Raw genomic sequence first — 13113 nt, 5'->3', positions numbered from 1 at the left:
GTGCGGTGCCGTGCTTAGCGCTCGACCTCGCCGCTGATGAACTTCTCGACGTTCTCGCGGGCCTCGTCGTCGAAGTACTGGACCGGCGGGGACTTCATGAAGTAGCTGGAGGCCGACAGGATCGGGCCGCCGATGCCGCGGTCCTTGGCGATCTTCGCGGCGCGCACGGCGTCGATGATGACGCCGGCGGAGTTCGGGGAGTCCCAGACCTCGAGCTTGTACTCCAGGTTCAGCGGGACGTCACCGAAGGCGCGGCCCTCGAGGCGGACGTAGGCCCACTTGCGGTCGTCGAGCCACGCGACGTAGTCGGACGGGCCGATGTGGACGTTCTTCTCGCCGAGGTCCCGGTCGGGGATCTGGGAGGTGACGGCCTGCGTCTTGGAGATCTTCTTGGACTCCAGGCGCTCACGCTCGAGCATGTTCTTGAAGTCCATGTTGCCGCCGACGTTCAGCTGCATGGTGCGGTCCAGGATGACACCGCGGTCCTCGAACAGCTTCGCCATGACGCGGTGCGTGATGGTCGCGCCGACCTGCGACTTGATGTCGTCACCGACGATCGGGACACCGGCCTCGGTGAACTTGTCGGCCCACTCCTTGGTGCCGGCGATGAAGACCGGGAGGGCGTTGACGAAGGCGACCTTGGCGTCGATGGCGCACTGGGCGTAGAACTTCGCCGCGTCCTCGGAACCCACCGGCAGGTAGCAGACGAGCACGTCGACCTGCTTGTCCTTCAGGACCTGGACGACGTCCACCGGCTCCTCGGCGGACTCCTCGATGGTCAGGCGGTAGTACTTGCCGAGGCCGTCGAGGGTGTGACCGCGCTGGACCGTCACACCGGTGGTGGGGACGTCGCAGATCTTGATGGTGTTGTTCTCGGAGGCGCCGATCGCGTCCGCGAGGTCGAGGCCGACCTTCTTGGCGTCCACGTCGAAGGCGGCGACGAACTCGACGTCCTTGACGTGGTACTCGCCGAACTGGACGTGCATCAGGCCCGGCACCTTGGACGCCGGGTCGGCGTCCTTGTAGTACTCGACGCCCTGCACCAGCGAAGCGGCGCAGTTGCCCACGCCGACGACGGCTACGCGAACCGAACCCATTCCGGTTGCTCCCTGTGTGTACGAGTGAGGCCCTGACTGGGCGCTCACGTGGCGGTGTCGCCGGGCGTATCCGTACCGGGAGTGTTCCCGGGACGGGGCAGGCCGCCCGTCGATCCAGTGGTGGTGTCCTGCTGAGCGGTCCCCCCGGAGCCGGCACCCTTCAGGTCCCGTCCGGCCCGCTCGCTCTCGATGAGCTCGTTCAGCCAGCGCACTTCGCGCTCCACGGACTCCATTCCGTGGCGCTGGAGCTCGAGTGTGTAGTCGTCGAGGCGCTCCCGGGTGCGCGCCAGCGAGGCGCCCATCTTCTCCAGGCGCTCCTCCAGACGGCTGCGGCGGCCCTCCAGGACGCGCATGCGCACGTCGCGGGAGGTCTGCCCGAAGAAGGCGAAGCGCGCGGCGAACGTCTCGTCCTCGTACGCGTCGGGCCCCGTCTGGGAGAGCAGCTCCTCGAAGCGCTCCTTACCTTCCGCCGTCAACCGGTAGACGATCTTGGCGCGGCGGCCCGCGAGGGTGGTGGCGAGGGCGTCCTCGGGGCTGTGCCCCGGTTCCTCCGTCAACCAGCCGTTGGCGAGCAGCGTCTTGAGGCAGGGGTAGAGCGTCCCGTAGCTGAACGCCCGGAACACCCCCAGGGACGTATTGAGTCGTTTGCGCAGCTCATAGCCGTGCATCGGAGACTCGCGGAGCAGGCCGAGGACGGCGAACTCGAGGATGCCGGAACGCCGGCTCATCGCTCGCCTCCTCTGCTGTCGTCCTGCTTTATCTCGCGCTGATGTATCGACTCGATACATCACGACGATAGAACGGCCTTGCGCACGGGACAAGAGGGGAGATGGTGAACGGGATCACATCACCGTTTCGTTCGCAGCAAGTTGCCGGGTTTGGGGTGAACTTCGGAACTCGGCGGGTTTTGACGGCCCGTAGTCTGTGCGGCATGCACACCACCGGGAACCGTGGGACGCCGGGGGGCGTCGAGGCTCTTGGTGCCGTACGGGTGAATGGGGAACCGACCCCGTCCGTACTTCGGGGGGACCGGAAACCAGCTGCCGTTTCCAGGCGCGCACGGGTGCGCCTGCCCGAGGAGTAGTCGTTCGATGAGCGAGCACCGTCGCAAACCGCCGCAGCCGCAGGGAGGCGGACGTGCCGCGGGCCGACGCGGCCAGTCCGGTGCGTCCTCCGGTCGCCGCGCGGCACCGGGAGGCGCCACCGGATCTCCCTCCGACTCGTACGGGTCGGGTCAGTACGGCGCGGGAGGCGAGCAGCAGTCCTACGGCGGCCGGGCCGAGGCCCGGCGCGCGGCCCAGCGGAACGCCGGCGGCCGGCGCCGGGCGCCCGAGCCGGGCGGAGGCCGCCGCGGCGGCGCGGCGGGACCCGGTCGCGCCCGGGGCCGCCAGGGGCCCGAGCGCAAGCGCCTGATCGACTACCCGCGCTACGGCAAGGACGGCTGGCGCCGCTGGACGCCCTCCTGGAAGCTCGTCAGCGGCCTGTGCCTCGGCTTCTTCGGCACCCTGGTGGCCGTGGCGGGCATCGGCTACGCCATGGTGGGCGTCCCGGACATCGCGAAGACCGCGAAGGCCCAGAACAACGTCTACTACTGGTCGGACGACACCGAGATGGTCGCCACCGGCGGTGAGACCAACCGGCAGATCATCGACTACTCCCAGATCCCCGCGGCGATGCGCTACGCGGTGATCTCACAGGAGAACAAGACCTTCGAGACGGACCGCGGCGTCGACCCCAAGGGCATCGCCCGCGCGTTCCTCAACATGGCGAAGGGCGGACAGACGCAGGGTGGCTCGACCATCACCCAGCAGTACGTCAAGAACGCCATGCTGGACGACCAGTCCCAGACGGTGTCCCGGAAGTTCAAGGAGATCTTCGTCGCCATCAAGGTGGGCGCCACGATCGACAAGGACGAGATCATGGCCGGGTACCTGAACTCGGCCTACTACGGGCGCAACGCCTACGGGATCCAGGCCGCCGCCCGCGCGTACTTCAACAAGGACGCCATCAAGCTCAACCCCGGTGAGTGCGCCTTCCTGGCGGCCATGCTCAAGGGCGCCACCTACTACGACCCGGCGGGCGCCGAGTCCATCGACACCGCGGCGACGCCCCAGGCGAACACGAAGCGCGCGTTCGTCCAGATGCAGGACACGCTCGACAAGATGGTCGAGTACGGCCACCTGAACGCCACCGAGCGGGCCAAGTACACCCAGCTCCCGAAGTGGCAGAACCCCCGGTCGAACACGGCGCTGAGCGGTCAGATCGGCTACCTCGTCGACCTTGCCAACAGCTACCTGGTCAACAACAGCGATAAGACCGGGATCACCGAGGAGAAGCTGCGCGCGGGCGGCCTGTCGATCTACACGACCTTCGACAAGAACAAGGTCAAGGAACTCACCGCCGCGGTCACCAAGGTCCAGAAGTCCAACATCAAGCCGAAGGAACGCCCGGAGACGGACACCCACGTCCAGTTCGGCGGCGCCTCGGTGGATCCGGACAGCGGCGCCATCCGGGCGATCTACGGCGGTGAGGACGCGACCAAGCACTTCACCAACAACGCCGACCAGACCGGTGCCCAGGTCGGTTCGACGTTCAAGCCGTTCGTCCTCGCGGCCGCCATGACCTGGGGCGTGCGCGATCCCGACCTCGGCTCGTCGCAGGCGCAGGACGAGCGCACCATCGTCTCCCCCAAGAGCCTGTACCCGGGCAAGAACAAGCTCAAGATCAGGAACTACGACGGGTCGGTCTGGAAGAACGAGAAGGGCGAGGAGTGGCTGCAGACCAATGACGGCCAGGCCTCGTACGGCAGCCCGCCCAACTTCAAGATCGACCTGCGGGAGGCCATGCGGGAGTCGGTGAACTCCGCCTTCGTGCAGCTCGGCATGGACGTCGGCCTGGACAAGGTCAAGGACGCGGCCGTCAGCGCCGGCCTGAAGGAGAAGAGCCTGACGGGCACCGGCTTCCCGTCCTTCTCCATCGGCATCTCGGACCCGAGCGCGATCCGCATGGCGGGCGCCTACGCCACCTTCGCCGCGAGCGGCAAGCAGCGCGACCCGTACTCGGTGGAGAAGGTCACCAGCAAGGACGGGGTGACCTTCACGCACAAGACCGAGACCAAGGAGGCGTTCACCTCGCCGGTCGCCGACAACGTCACGGACATCCTGAAGACCGTGGTCGACAAGGGCACCGGTACGGCCGCCCAGCTGCCCGGACGGGACGTGGCCGGCAAGACCGGTACCACCGACGGCAACAAGTCGGCCTGGTTCGTCGGCTACACGCCGCAGCTGTCGACCGCGATCACGATGTTCCGGTACGACGACAACGAGTCCAACAAGAACCGCACGTTCCTGGAGATGTACGGAACGGGCGGCCAGAAGAAGATCCACGGTGCGTCGTTCCCGGCCCAGATCTGGCACGACTACATGGCCGAGGCGCTCAAGGGCGAGAAGGCGAAGTCGTTCCCGACACCCGAGCCCATCGGTGAGGTCCTGAACGAGGACCCGCTGCCGAGCCCGACGCCGTCGGTGAGCGAGTCCGAGGAGTCCTCGCCGAGCCCGTCCCCGAGCCCGAGCAAGAGCGAGGTCGAGCCCTCGCCGTCGCCCAGCGACACCTGCAACAAGTTCGACTGGCAGTGCCAGACCAACGGCGGTACCGACCAGGGCACCTCCAACGGCGGCCCGGGCGGCGACGGCACCTCACCGTCGCCCTCGGAATCGCCGTCCGACGTCGGCAACCCCAGGGGGCAGGACGGTGGCCTCTTCGGAGGCCGCAGCGGTTAGCGCCGTTCGCCCGGCACCGGGTGTTTCACGTGAAACATGCGCCTGTTCACGTGAAACACGGTCTGTCCCCCAGCGGGCAGGAGCCGGTGCCCCCAGGAGTCGAGGGCCGTCACACCGCACCAGGTGGGGCGGCCCTCAGTCATTTCCTGGGTCCGTACGGCAGGATGTGAGCCATGCCCAGCGCAGATTCGACGCAAGCGAGCGTGCACGAAGCGGACCCGGTGTGCCCCACCAGGGACGACGCGGTCTCCCGGGCCGGCAGCGAGCTGATCGGCGGCCCCATCGGCCGGCGCGCCCTGCTCGGCGCCTCCTGGTGGACGCCGGTGCGCGTGGTGGCGCTGGTGGCGATCGGGATGTTCGCCCTCGGCATGGTCCAGAAGCTGCCCTGCTACGACTCGGGGTGGTTCTTCGGCGCCAGCTCCCAGTACACGCACGCCTGCTACTCGGACATCCCGCACCTGTACCAGGGGCGGGGCTTCGCGGACGGCCTGGTGCCGTACTTCGACAAGCTGCCCGGCGACATGCAGTACCTCGAATACCCGGTGCTGACCGGCCTCTTCATGGAGGTCGCCGCCTGGCTCACCCCCGGCAGCGGCAGCCTCCAGCACCAGGCCCAGTGGTACTGGATGGTCAACGCGGGGATGCTCATGGCCTGCGCGGCCGTGATCGTGGTCTGCGTGAGCCGCACCCACGCCCGCCGTCCCTGGGACGGTCTGCTGGTCGCGCTCGCCCCCGCCTTCGCGCTGACCGCCACCATCAACTGGGACCTCTTCGCGGTCGCCCTGACGGCCGCGGCGATGCTGATGTGGTCCCGGGGCCGTGCCCTCGCGTTCGGCGTCCTGCTGGGGCTCGCCACGGCCGCCAAGCTCTACCCGGTGTTCCTGCTCGGACCGCTGTTCCTGCTGTGCTGGCGGGCCGGCACCTGGCGGCCCTTCGGCAGGGCCCTGGCCGGTGCCGTGGTCGCCTGGCTGGCGGTCAACGTGCCGGTCATGCTGTTCGCCTTCGACGGCTGGTCGAAGTTCTACACGTTCAGCCAGGAGCGGGGCGTCGACTTCGGCTCCTTCTGGCTGGTCCTGGCGCAGAAGTCCTCCGACCCGCTGACCACCGACAGCGTCAACACGCTCGCCACGGCGCTGGTCGTGCTGTGCTTCCTGGGCATCGCCGGACTGACCCTGACCGCGCCGCGCCGGCCCCGCTTCGCCCAGCTGGCGTTCCTGGTGGTGGCGGCCTTCATCGTCACCAACAAGGTCTACTCCCCGCAGTACGTGCTGTGGCTGGTGCCGCTGGCGGTGCTGGCCCGTCCCAAGTGGCGGGACTTCCTGATCTGGCAGGCCTGCGAGGTGGCGTACTTCCTGGGCATCTGGCTGTACCTCGCCTACACGACCAGCGGCGACGCCCACAAGGGCCTGCCGACCGACGGTTACCAGTACGCCATCGGCCTCCACATCGCCGGGACGCTCTACCTGTGCGCCGTCGTCGTCCGCGACATCCTCATGCCCGAGCGGGACGTCGTCCGGCAGGCCGGGGACGACGATCCCTCCGGGGGCGTCCTCGACGGCGCACCGGACAAGTTCGTCCTCGGGGCCGCGGCCCATCCGCCGCGGCACGCCGCTCACGTCGACGGCCCGCAGGTGGAGTGGGGCCGCGAGGAGGCGTCCGACGGCCCCTTGTGAGCCGTCGGGGAAGCGGGAGGCCCCACGGGGCCCCGGGCGTGCGAAAGGCCGTACACAGCCCGTGTACGGCCTTTCGTGTTGTCCTGCCGGCGGCGCCGGAGCGGCTAGCGGTCCACGAGCCGGTCGAACTGCGTGGTGGTGTGCCGCAGGTGGGCCACCAGTTCGTCGCCGACCTGGGGCTCCGGCGCGTCCGAGGGCACGAACAGGATGGACACCTGCATGTGCGGCGGCTCGGCGAACCAGCGCTGCTTGCCGCCCCAGACGAACGGCGAGAGGTTCCGGTTGACCGTGGCGAGACCGGCCCGGGCGACGCCCTTGGCGCGCGGCATGACACCGTGCAGCGCCTTCGGCGCCTCCAGGCCCACCCCGTGCGAGGTGCCGCCCGCCACGACCACCAGGTAGCCGTCGGAGGCCGCCTTCTGCTGGCGGTAACCGAAGCGGTCGCCCTTCGCGACCCGGGTGACGTCCAGCACCGCACCGCGGTACTCGGTGGCGTCGTGGTCGCCCAGCCACAGCCGCGTGCCGATCCGCGCGCGGAAGCGGGTCTGCGGGAACTGCTGCTGCAGCCGCTGCAGTTCCTCGGCCTTCAGGTGGCTGACGAACATGGTGTGCAGCGGCAGCCGGGCCGCGCGCAGCCGGTCCATCCAGCCGATGACCTCCTCGACGGCGTCGGAGCCGTCGGTGCGGTCGAGCGGCAGGTGGATGGCGAAGCCCTCCAGGCGGACGTTCTCGATGGCGGAGTGCAGCTGGGGCAGGTCCTGCTCGCTCACCCCGTGGCGCTTCATCGAGGACATCACCTCGATGACCACCCGGGCCCCGACGAGGCCGAACACGCCGTCGATGGAGGACACCGAGCGGATGACGCGGTCCGGCAGCGGCACCGGCTCCTCGCCGCGCCGGTACGGCGTCAGCACCAGCAGGTCACCGCCGAACCAGTCCTTGATGCGCGCGGCCTCGTACGTCGTCCCGACGGCGAGGACGTCCGAGCCGAGGCGGGTCGCCTCCTCGGCCAGCCGCTCGTGCCCGAAGCCGTAGCCGTTGCCCTTGCAGACCGGGACCAGACCGGGGAACTGCTCCTGCACGTGCTTGTGGTGCGCCCGCCAGCGCGCGGTGTCGACGTAGAGCGTGAGCGCCATGGCCGGACCCGGGACCTTTCTCGTGACTGTGTTGGCTGTGGTGGCTGTGTGTATCGAAGCACCCGACGCGACGCGTCAGCGGCGCGACATGTAGATGTCGAGGGCCTTGTGGAGCAGCTTGTTGAGCGGGAAGTCCCACTCGCCCAGGTACTCGGCCGCCTCCCCGCCGGTGCCGACCTTGAACTGGATCAGACCGAAGAGGTGGTCGCTCTCGTCCAGCGAGTCGGAGATGCCGCGCAGGTCGTAGACCGTCGCGCCGAGCGCGTAGGCGTCGCGCAGCATCCGCCACTGCATGGCGTTCGACGGGCGGAACTCACGGCCGATGTTGTCGGAGGCGCCGTAGGAGTACCAGACGTGCCCGCCGACGATCAGCATGGTCGCCGCCGCCAGGTTCACCCCGTTGTGGCGGGCGAAGTACAGCCGCATCCGGTTGGGGTCCTCGGAGTTGAGGGCCGTCCACATGCGCTGGAAGTACGACAGCGGGCGCGGCCGGAAGTGGTCGCGCACGGCCGTGATCTCGTACAGACGCTGCCACTCCTCCAGGTCGTGGTAGCCGCCCTGGACGACCTCGACGCCGGCCTTCTCGGCCTTCTTGATGTTGCGGCGCCACAGCTGGTTGAAGTTCTTGTGGACCTCTTCGAGCGAACGGTTCGCCAGCGGCACCTGGAAGACGTAGCGCGGCTGGACGTCACCGAAGCCGGCGCCGCCGTCCTCGCCCTGCTGCCAGCCCATCCGGCGCAGCTTGTCGGCCACCTCGAAGGCGCGCGGCTCGATGAAGTCGGCCTCGATGTCGCGCAGCCGCTTCACGTCCGGGTTCTGGATGCCCTGCTTGATGGAGTTGGCCTCCCAGCGCCGGATGACGACCGGCGGGCCCATCTTCACGGAGAACGCGCCCTGCTGCTTGAGGTGCGCGAGCATCGGCTCCAGCCACTCGGTCAGGTTCGGCGCGTACCAGTTGATGACCGGGCCCTCGGGCAGGTAGGCCAGGTAGCGCTTGATCTTGGGGAGCTGCCGGTAGAGGACGAGACCCGCGCCGACCAGCGCGCCGGTGCGCTCGTCGAACCAGCCGAGGTTCTCCGACCGCCACTCGGCCTTGACGTCAGCCCAGGCCGGGACCTGCATGTGGCTCGCCGCCGGCAGGCTCTGGATGAATGCCAGATGCTGCTCGCGGCTGATCGTCCTCAGGGTCAGGCTCATGTCGGGGCGCTCCTCGGGCTGGTGTGTCCCCATGGGTTCAGGGGCTCCGGCTCTCGCGCCGAAGCCTACTGCGCCCGGGGAGCACCCCGTTTGGGCGTACGGCACCTTCGCCCCGACCCGGGTGCGGCGGGGGCGTGCGCGGGGCGGCCGGAGGGGCCCGGCCGCCGGTCGCGGTCAGATCACTAGAGGCCGCCGAAGAGGCCGCCGTTGGCCATCCCCAGCAGGAAGCCGACGCCGGAGGCACCGAGGCCCAGGATCAGTCCGAAGCGCTCGCGGGTGGTCACGGAGATCCACTGCCCGTAGGCGCCGGTGACGATCCCCACCAGACCCGTCCACGAGCTCAGCAGGTGGAGGCTGTCGAACTGCGCCGTGACGAAGGACACCACCCCGAGGACCAGGGTGAGCGCCGTGAGGGCGTCCTGGACCGGGTGGCGCTTGCCGTCGGTGGCGAAGAGGGATCCGGCGGTGTTGGGTTGCAATGCCTGTTGTGCCATGGGGCACCTCCTGCGGAAGGCGGCGCATCGTAGCGCCGTACACACCCGACGTGTACAAGACTGACGGGCTTCCCGGCCGGATTTCAACCGGAAGCGTGGGTGCGGGTACTGTGTACCGTCTGCACCGGTGTCTGCCCACGCCCGACCGATTGTCAGTGGCGGCCGATACCGTTGCGAACGCATCACAACCCTCCTGCCACGGAACGACCGTGGCCGCTGAGTCCGAAGGAGGTGGGTTCCACATGCGTCACTACGAGGTGATGGTCATCCTCGACCCCGATCTGGAGGAGCGCGCTGTCGCCCCCCTGATCGAGAACTTCCTCTCCGTCGTCCGTGAGGGCAACGGAAAGGTGGAGAAGGTCGACACCTGGGGCCGTCGTCGTCTCTCGTACGAGATCAAGAAGAAGCCCGAGGGCATCTACTCGGTCATCGACCTGCAGGCCGAGCCTGCGGTCGTCAAGGAGCTCGACCGCCAGATGAACCTGAACGAGTCGGTCCTCCGGACCAAGGTCCTCCGTCCCGAGACCCACTGAGCCTCCGGCTCAGCCAGTCCCGGGAATCGAGTAGCACCACCAGCAGCCAGCAGCAGCAAACCCGCCGAGAGGTTCCCCCATGGCAGGCGAGACCGTCATCACGGTCATCGGCAACCTTGTCGATGACCCCGAGCTGCGCTTCACCCCCTCCGGTGCGGCGGTCGCGAAGTTCCGTGTCGCGTCCACCCCCCGCACCTTCGACCGCCAGACGAACGAGTGGAAGGACGGCGAGAGCCTGTTCCTGACCTGCTCGGTCTGGCGTCAGGCGGCGGAGAACGTCGCCGAGTCGCTCCAGCGAGGCATGCGCGTCCTCGTGCAGGGCCGGCTGAAGCAGCGGTCCTACGAGGACCGTGAGGGCGTCAAGCGCACGGTCTACGAGCTGGACGTCGAGGAAGTCGGTCCCAGCCTGCGCAACGCCACGGCCAAGGTCACCAAGACCGCCGGCCGCGGTGGCCAGGGCGGGGGCGGCGGCTTCGGCGGTGGCGGTGGCGGCCAGCAGGGCGGCGGCTGGGGCGGTGGCCCCGGTGGCGGCCAGCAGGGTGGCGGCGCTCCGGCCGACGACCCCTGGGCGACCGGTGCTCCCGCCGGTGGCGCCCAGCAGGGCGGCGGCGGCTGGGGCGGCGGCTCCGGCGGCGGTGGCGGCTACTCGGACGAGCCCCCCTTCTAGGGACGGCTCGATACCCCCCCTTCTTGATCACACAGGAGAAACCCCATGGCGAAGCCGCCTGTGCGCAAGCCGAAGAAGAAGGTCTGCGCTTTCTGCAAGGACAAGGTCACGTACGTGGACTACAAGGACACGAACATGCTGCGGAAGTTCATTTCCGACCGCGGCAAGATCCGTGCCCGCCGCGTGACCGGCAACTGCACGCAGCACCAGCGTGACGTCGCCACGGCCGTCAAGAACAGCCGTGAGATGGCGCTGCTGCCCTACACGTCCACCGCGCGATAAGGGAAGGGTGACCGACTCATGAAGATCATCCTCACCCACGAGGTCTCCGGCCTCGGCGCCGCTGGCGAAGTCGTCGACGTCAAGGACGGCTACGCCCGCAACTACCTGATCCCGCGGAAGTTCGCGATCCGCTGGACCAAGGGTGGCGAGAAGGACGTCGAGCAGATCCGTCGTGCTCGCAAGATCCACGAGATCCAGACCATCGAGCAGGCCAACGCCATCAAGGCCCAGCTCGAGGGCGTGAAGGTCCGTCTGGCCGTTCGCTCCGGCGACGCCGGCCGGCTCTTCGGTTCCGTCACCCCGGCCGACGTCGCGTCCGCGATCAAGGCCGCCGGTGGTCCCGAGGTCGACAAGCGCCGCATCGAGCTCGGTACGCCGATCAAGACGCTGGGCGCCCACGAGACGTCCGTGCGTCTGCACCCCGAGGTGGCCGCCAAGGTCAACATCGAGGTCGTCGCCGCGTAAGCGGTCTGCTCGCTGAGCACTGACTGGGGCCGCATCCTCCGGGATGCGGCCCCAGTTCTGTGTCCGTGCCCGGGTGGGTCTCCCGGGGCGGGCCGGGGCCCGGTGTTTCACGTGAAACGCTCAGCGCGTCGCGCCCGTGACGATCCAGCGGCCGGAGCGGGACCGCAGCCACAGCGTCACCATGCGCACGATCATCATCAGCGTCATGGCCGCCCACAGCGCGGTGAGCCCACCGCCGAAGACCGGCACGAGGAACGCCACCGGCGCGAACACCGCGAGTGTCACCAGCATCGCCCAGGCCAGGTAGGGCCCGTCGCCCGCGCCCATCAGGACGCCGTCGAGGACGAAGACGATCCCGGAGACCGGCTGGGAGAGCGCCACGATCACCAGAGCGGGCAGGGCGGCGTCCTGGACGGCGGCGTCGCTGGTGAACAGCGTCAGGAACACCGGCCGGCTGACGACGACCAGCGCCCCCAGGACCACGCCCACGGCGATGCCCCACTGGACCATGCGCCGACAGGCGGCACGGGCGCCGTCGGCGTCGCCCGCCCCGAGGTAGCGGCCGATGATGGCCTGTCCGGCGATGGCGATGGCGTCGAGCGCGAAGGCCAGCAGGCTCCACAGGGACAGGATGATCTGGTGGGCCGCGATGTCGGCGTCGCCGAGTCGTGCGGCGACGGCCGTGGCGATCATCAGGATCGCCCGCAGGGACAGCGTCCGCACCAGCAGGGGCGCGCCGGCCTGGGCGGAGGCCCGGATCCCGGCGGCGTCGGGCCGCAGGGACGCGCCGTGGCGCCGGGCGCCCCGGACGACCATGACCAGGTAGACCGCGGCCATGCCGCACTGGGCGATGACCGTGCCCCAGGCGGAGCCGGCGATCCCCAGGCCGGCGCCGTAGACGAGCCCCGCGTTCAGGGCCGCGTTGGCGACGAAGCCCGCGACGGCCACGTAGAGCGGTGTCCTGGTGTCCTGGAGCCCGCGCAGGACGCCGGTCGCCGCGAGGACGGTGAGCATGGCGGGGATGCCGAGCGACGAGATCCGCAGGTAGGTCGTCGCGTAGGGGGCGGCCGTGTCGGAGGCGCCGAAGAGGCCGACGAGCGCGGGGGCGGTGGGCAGGACGACGACGATCACGGCGGCGCCGAGCAGCAGGGCGAGCCAGATGCCGTCCATGCCTTGGCGGATGGCGGCCTGGAGGTCGCCCGCACCCACCCGCCGGGCGACGGCCGCGGTGGTGGCGTAGGCGAGGAAGACGAAGACGCTGACGGCGGTGGTGAGGAGGGCGGAGGCGACGCCGAGCCCGGCCAGCTGGGCGGTGCCGAGGTGGCCGACGATGGCGCTGTCGGCCATGACGAAGAGGGGCTCCGCGACCAGGGCGCCGAAGGCGGGAACGGCCAGGGTGACGATCTCGCGGTCGTGCCGGCGCCGGAGGCTCTGGGGGGTCGCGGGGGCCTGTGTCATGAGCACCAATCTAACCGTCCACAGGTAAGAGATGCAATGAGTCACTGACCCTTACGCGCCGTGCGGTCGTACGTGCTGGTGCGCACAGTTCGAACCGATCTTGCGCCGACCGGGAAAGTTTTTCTTCTGCACAGCCGGTGGACGCGGAAGGCGCAGGTCAGCGAGGTACCGCACGAAAGATCGAGGTCTTGTTCACAGGGCTGTCCACCGGCTCGTGCACAGGTTTCGCGGAGTTCTCCACAACATCCGGGCCGTCGTCCACATGGCCTGTGGATAACCAGATTGGCTGACGGTGCCCGCGGGCCTACCGTGGTCCGGCGCCCGCTCCGTCC

12 protein-coding genes are annotated in these 13113 nt (G+C 69.2%); 6 read left to right on the top strand and 6 right to left on the bottom strand.

The window, feature by feature from the left end:
* Positions 1-14 precede the first annotated feature (14 nt).
* Positions 15-1097, bottom strand: coding sequence for an inositol-3-phosphate synthase (locus AQJ30_RS28530; RefSeq protein WP_067239648.1), 1083 nt, complete (start codon positions 1095-1097; stop codon positions 15-17).
* Positions 1098-1141: 44 nt separating this feature from the next.
* Entirely contained in the window at positions 1142-1825 is a 684-nt protein-coding gene (locus tag AQJ30_RS28525) for a PadR family transcriptional regulator (protein WP_067239646.1), read from the bottom strand.
* Between the two features lie 363 nt (positions 1826-2188).
* Between AQJ30_RS28525 and AQJ30_RS28520 the strand changes: the two genes are divergently transcribed.
* Positions 2189-4876 carry a transglycosylase domain-containing protein gene (locus AQJ30_RS28520; protein WP_079084354.1) on the top strand — a complete coding sequence of 896 codons (2688 nt, stop codon included), beginning with the start codon at positions 2189-2191 and terminating at the stop codon, positions 4874-4876.
* A gap of 173 nt (positions 4877-5049) precedes the next feature.
* Positions 5050-6549 (top strand): glycosyltransferase family 87 protein, encoded by a 1500-nt coding sequence (locus AQJ30_RS28515; protein WP_067239645.1) that lies wholly within the window; start codon positions 5050-5052, stop codon positions 6547-6549.
* 104 nt (positions 6550-6653) lie between these two features.
* Here the strand turns inward: AQJ30_RS28515 and AQJ30_RS28510 are convergent, their stop codons facing one another.
* The 3 genes from AQJ30_RS28510 to AQJ30_RS28500 all read right to left on the bottom strand — a co-directional run bounded on the left by AQJ30_RS28510 (position 6654) and on the right by AQJ30_RS28500 (position 9376).
* On the bottom strand, positions 6654-7685 hold the full coding sequence (locus AQJ30_RS28510; protein WP_067239643.1) for an alanine racemase: 1032 nt from the start codon (positions 7683-7685) through the stop codon (positions 6654-6656).
* 75 nt (positions 7686-7760) lie between these two features.
* Positions 7761-8882 carry a peptidoglycan bridge formation glycyltransferase FemX gene (gene femX / locus AQJ30_RS28505; protein ID WP_067239641.1) on the bottom strand — a complete coding sequence of 374 codons (1122 nt, stop codon included), beginning with the start codon at positions 8880-8882 and terminating at the stop codon, positions 7761-7763.
* Between the two features lie 182 nt (positions 8883-9064).
* Positions 9065-9376 (bottom strand): hypothetical protein, encoded by a 312-nt coding sequence (locus tag AQJ30_RS28500; protein ID WP_067239639.1) that lies wholly within the window; start codon positions 9374-9376, stop codon positions 9065-9067.
* A 242-nt stretch (positions 9377-9618) separates the two neighbouring features.
* On the opposite strand from AQJ30_RS28500, the gene rpsF reads away from it, so the two are divergent.
* The 4 genes from rpsF (at position 9619) to rplI (ending at position 11323) form a co-directional block, all read left to right on the top strand.
* Entirely contained in the window at positions 9619-9909 is a 291-nt protein-coding gene (rpsF, locus tag AQJ30_RS28495) for a 30S ribosomal protein S6 (RefSeq protein ID WP_005482942.1), read from the top strand.
* Positions 9910-9988: 79 nt separating this feature from the next.
* A complete protein-coding gene (locus AQJ30_RS28490; RefSeq protein WP_067239637.1) occupies positions 9989-10576 on the top strand; it encodes a single-stranded DNA-binding protein in 588 nt (195 codons plus the stop codon).
* A 45-nt stretch (positions 10577-10621) separates the two neighbouring features.
* Entirely contained in the window at positions 10622-10858 is a 237-nt protein-coding gene (gene rpsR / locus AQJ30_RS28485; RefSeq protein ID WP_003949403.1) for a 30S ribosomal protein S18, read from the top strand.
* 18 nt (positions 10859-10876) lie between these two features.
* On the top strand, positions 10877-11323 hold the full coding sequence (rplI, locus tag AQJ30_RS28480; protein ID WP_067239636.1) for a 50S ribosomal protein L9: 447 nt from the start codon (positions 10877-10879) through the stop codon (positions 11321-11323).
* A gap of 120 nt (positions 11324-11443) precedes the next feature.
* Here rplI and AQJ30_RS28475 read toward each other — a convergent pair whose 3' ends face one another.
* Positions 11444-12781: an MATE family efflux transporter gene (locus tag AQJ30_RS28475; RefSeq protein WP_067239634.1), complete on the bottom strand. Its 1338-nt coding sequence runs from the start codon at positions 12779-12781 to the stop codon at positions 11444-11446.
* Positions 12782-13113 lie beyond the last annotated feature (332 nt).

The organism is Streptomyces longwoodensis, assembly GCF_001514125.1.
In the GTDB taxonomy this organism is placed as follows: domain Bacteria; phylum Actinomycetota; class Actinomycetes; order Streptomycetales; family Streptomycetaceae; genus Streptomyces; species Streptomyces longwoodensis.
The sequence above is the reverse complement of the archived record's forward strand: the minus strand, read 5'-3'. Positions and strand labels throughout refer to the sequence as shown.

Bases quoted from the DNA above. Each gene is read 5' to 3' on its own strand.
- AQJ30_RS28510 (WP_067239643.1), bottom strand. From the start codon at position 7,685: ATGGCGCTCACGCTCTACGTCGACACCGCGCGCTGGCGGGCGCACCAC.
- AQJ30_RS28490 (WP_067239637.1), top strand. From the start codon at position 9,989: ATGGCAGGCGAGACCGTCATCACGGTCATCGGCAACCTTGTCGATGAC.
- AQJ30_RS28475 (WP_067239634.1), bottom strand. From the start codon at position 12,781: ATGACACAGGCCCCCGCGACCCCCCAGAGCCTCCGGCGCCGGCACGAC.
- rpsR (WP_003949403.1), top strand. From the start codon at position 10,622: ATGGCGAAGCCGCCTGTGCGCAAGCCGAAGAAGAAGGTCTGCGCTTTC.
- femX (WP_067239641.1), bottom strand. From the start codon at position 8,882: ATGAGCCTGACCCTGAGGACGATCAGCCGCGAGCAGCATCTGGCATTC.
- AQJ30_RS28520 (WP_079084354.1), top strand. From the start codon at position 2,189: ATGAGCGAGCACCGTCGCAAACCGCCGCAGCCGCAGGGAGGCGGACGT.
- AQJ30_RS28515 (WP_067239645.1), top strand. From the start codon at position 5,050: ATGCCCAGCGCAGATTCGACGCAAGCGAGCGTGCACGAAGCGGACCCG.
- AQJ30_RS28525 (WP_067239646.1), bottom strand. From the start codon at position 1,825: ATGAGCCGGCGTTCCGGCATCCTCGAGTTCGCCGTCCTCGGCCTGCTC.
- rpsF (WP_005482942.1), top strand. From the start codon at position 9,619: ATGCGTCACTACGAGGTGATGGTCATCCTCGACCCCGATCTGGAGGAG.
- rplI (WP_067239636.1), top strand. From the start codon at position 10,877: ATGAAGATCATCCTCACCCACGAGGTCTCCGGCCTCGGCGCCGCTGGC.
- AQJ30_RS28530 (WP_067239648.1), bottom strand. From the start codon at position 1,097: ATGGGTTCGGTTCGCGTAGCCGTCGTCGGCGTGGGCAACTGCGCCGCT.
- AQJ30_RS28500 (WP_067239639.1), bottom strand. From the start codon at position 9,376: ATGGCACAACAGGCATTGCAACCCAACACCGCCGGATCCCTCTTCGCC.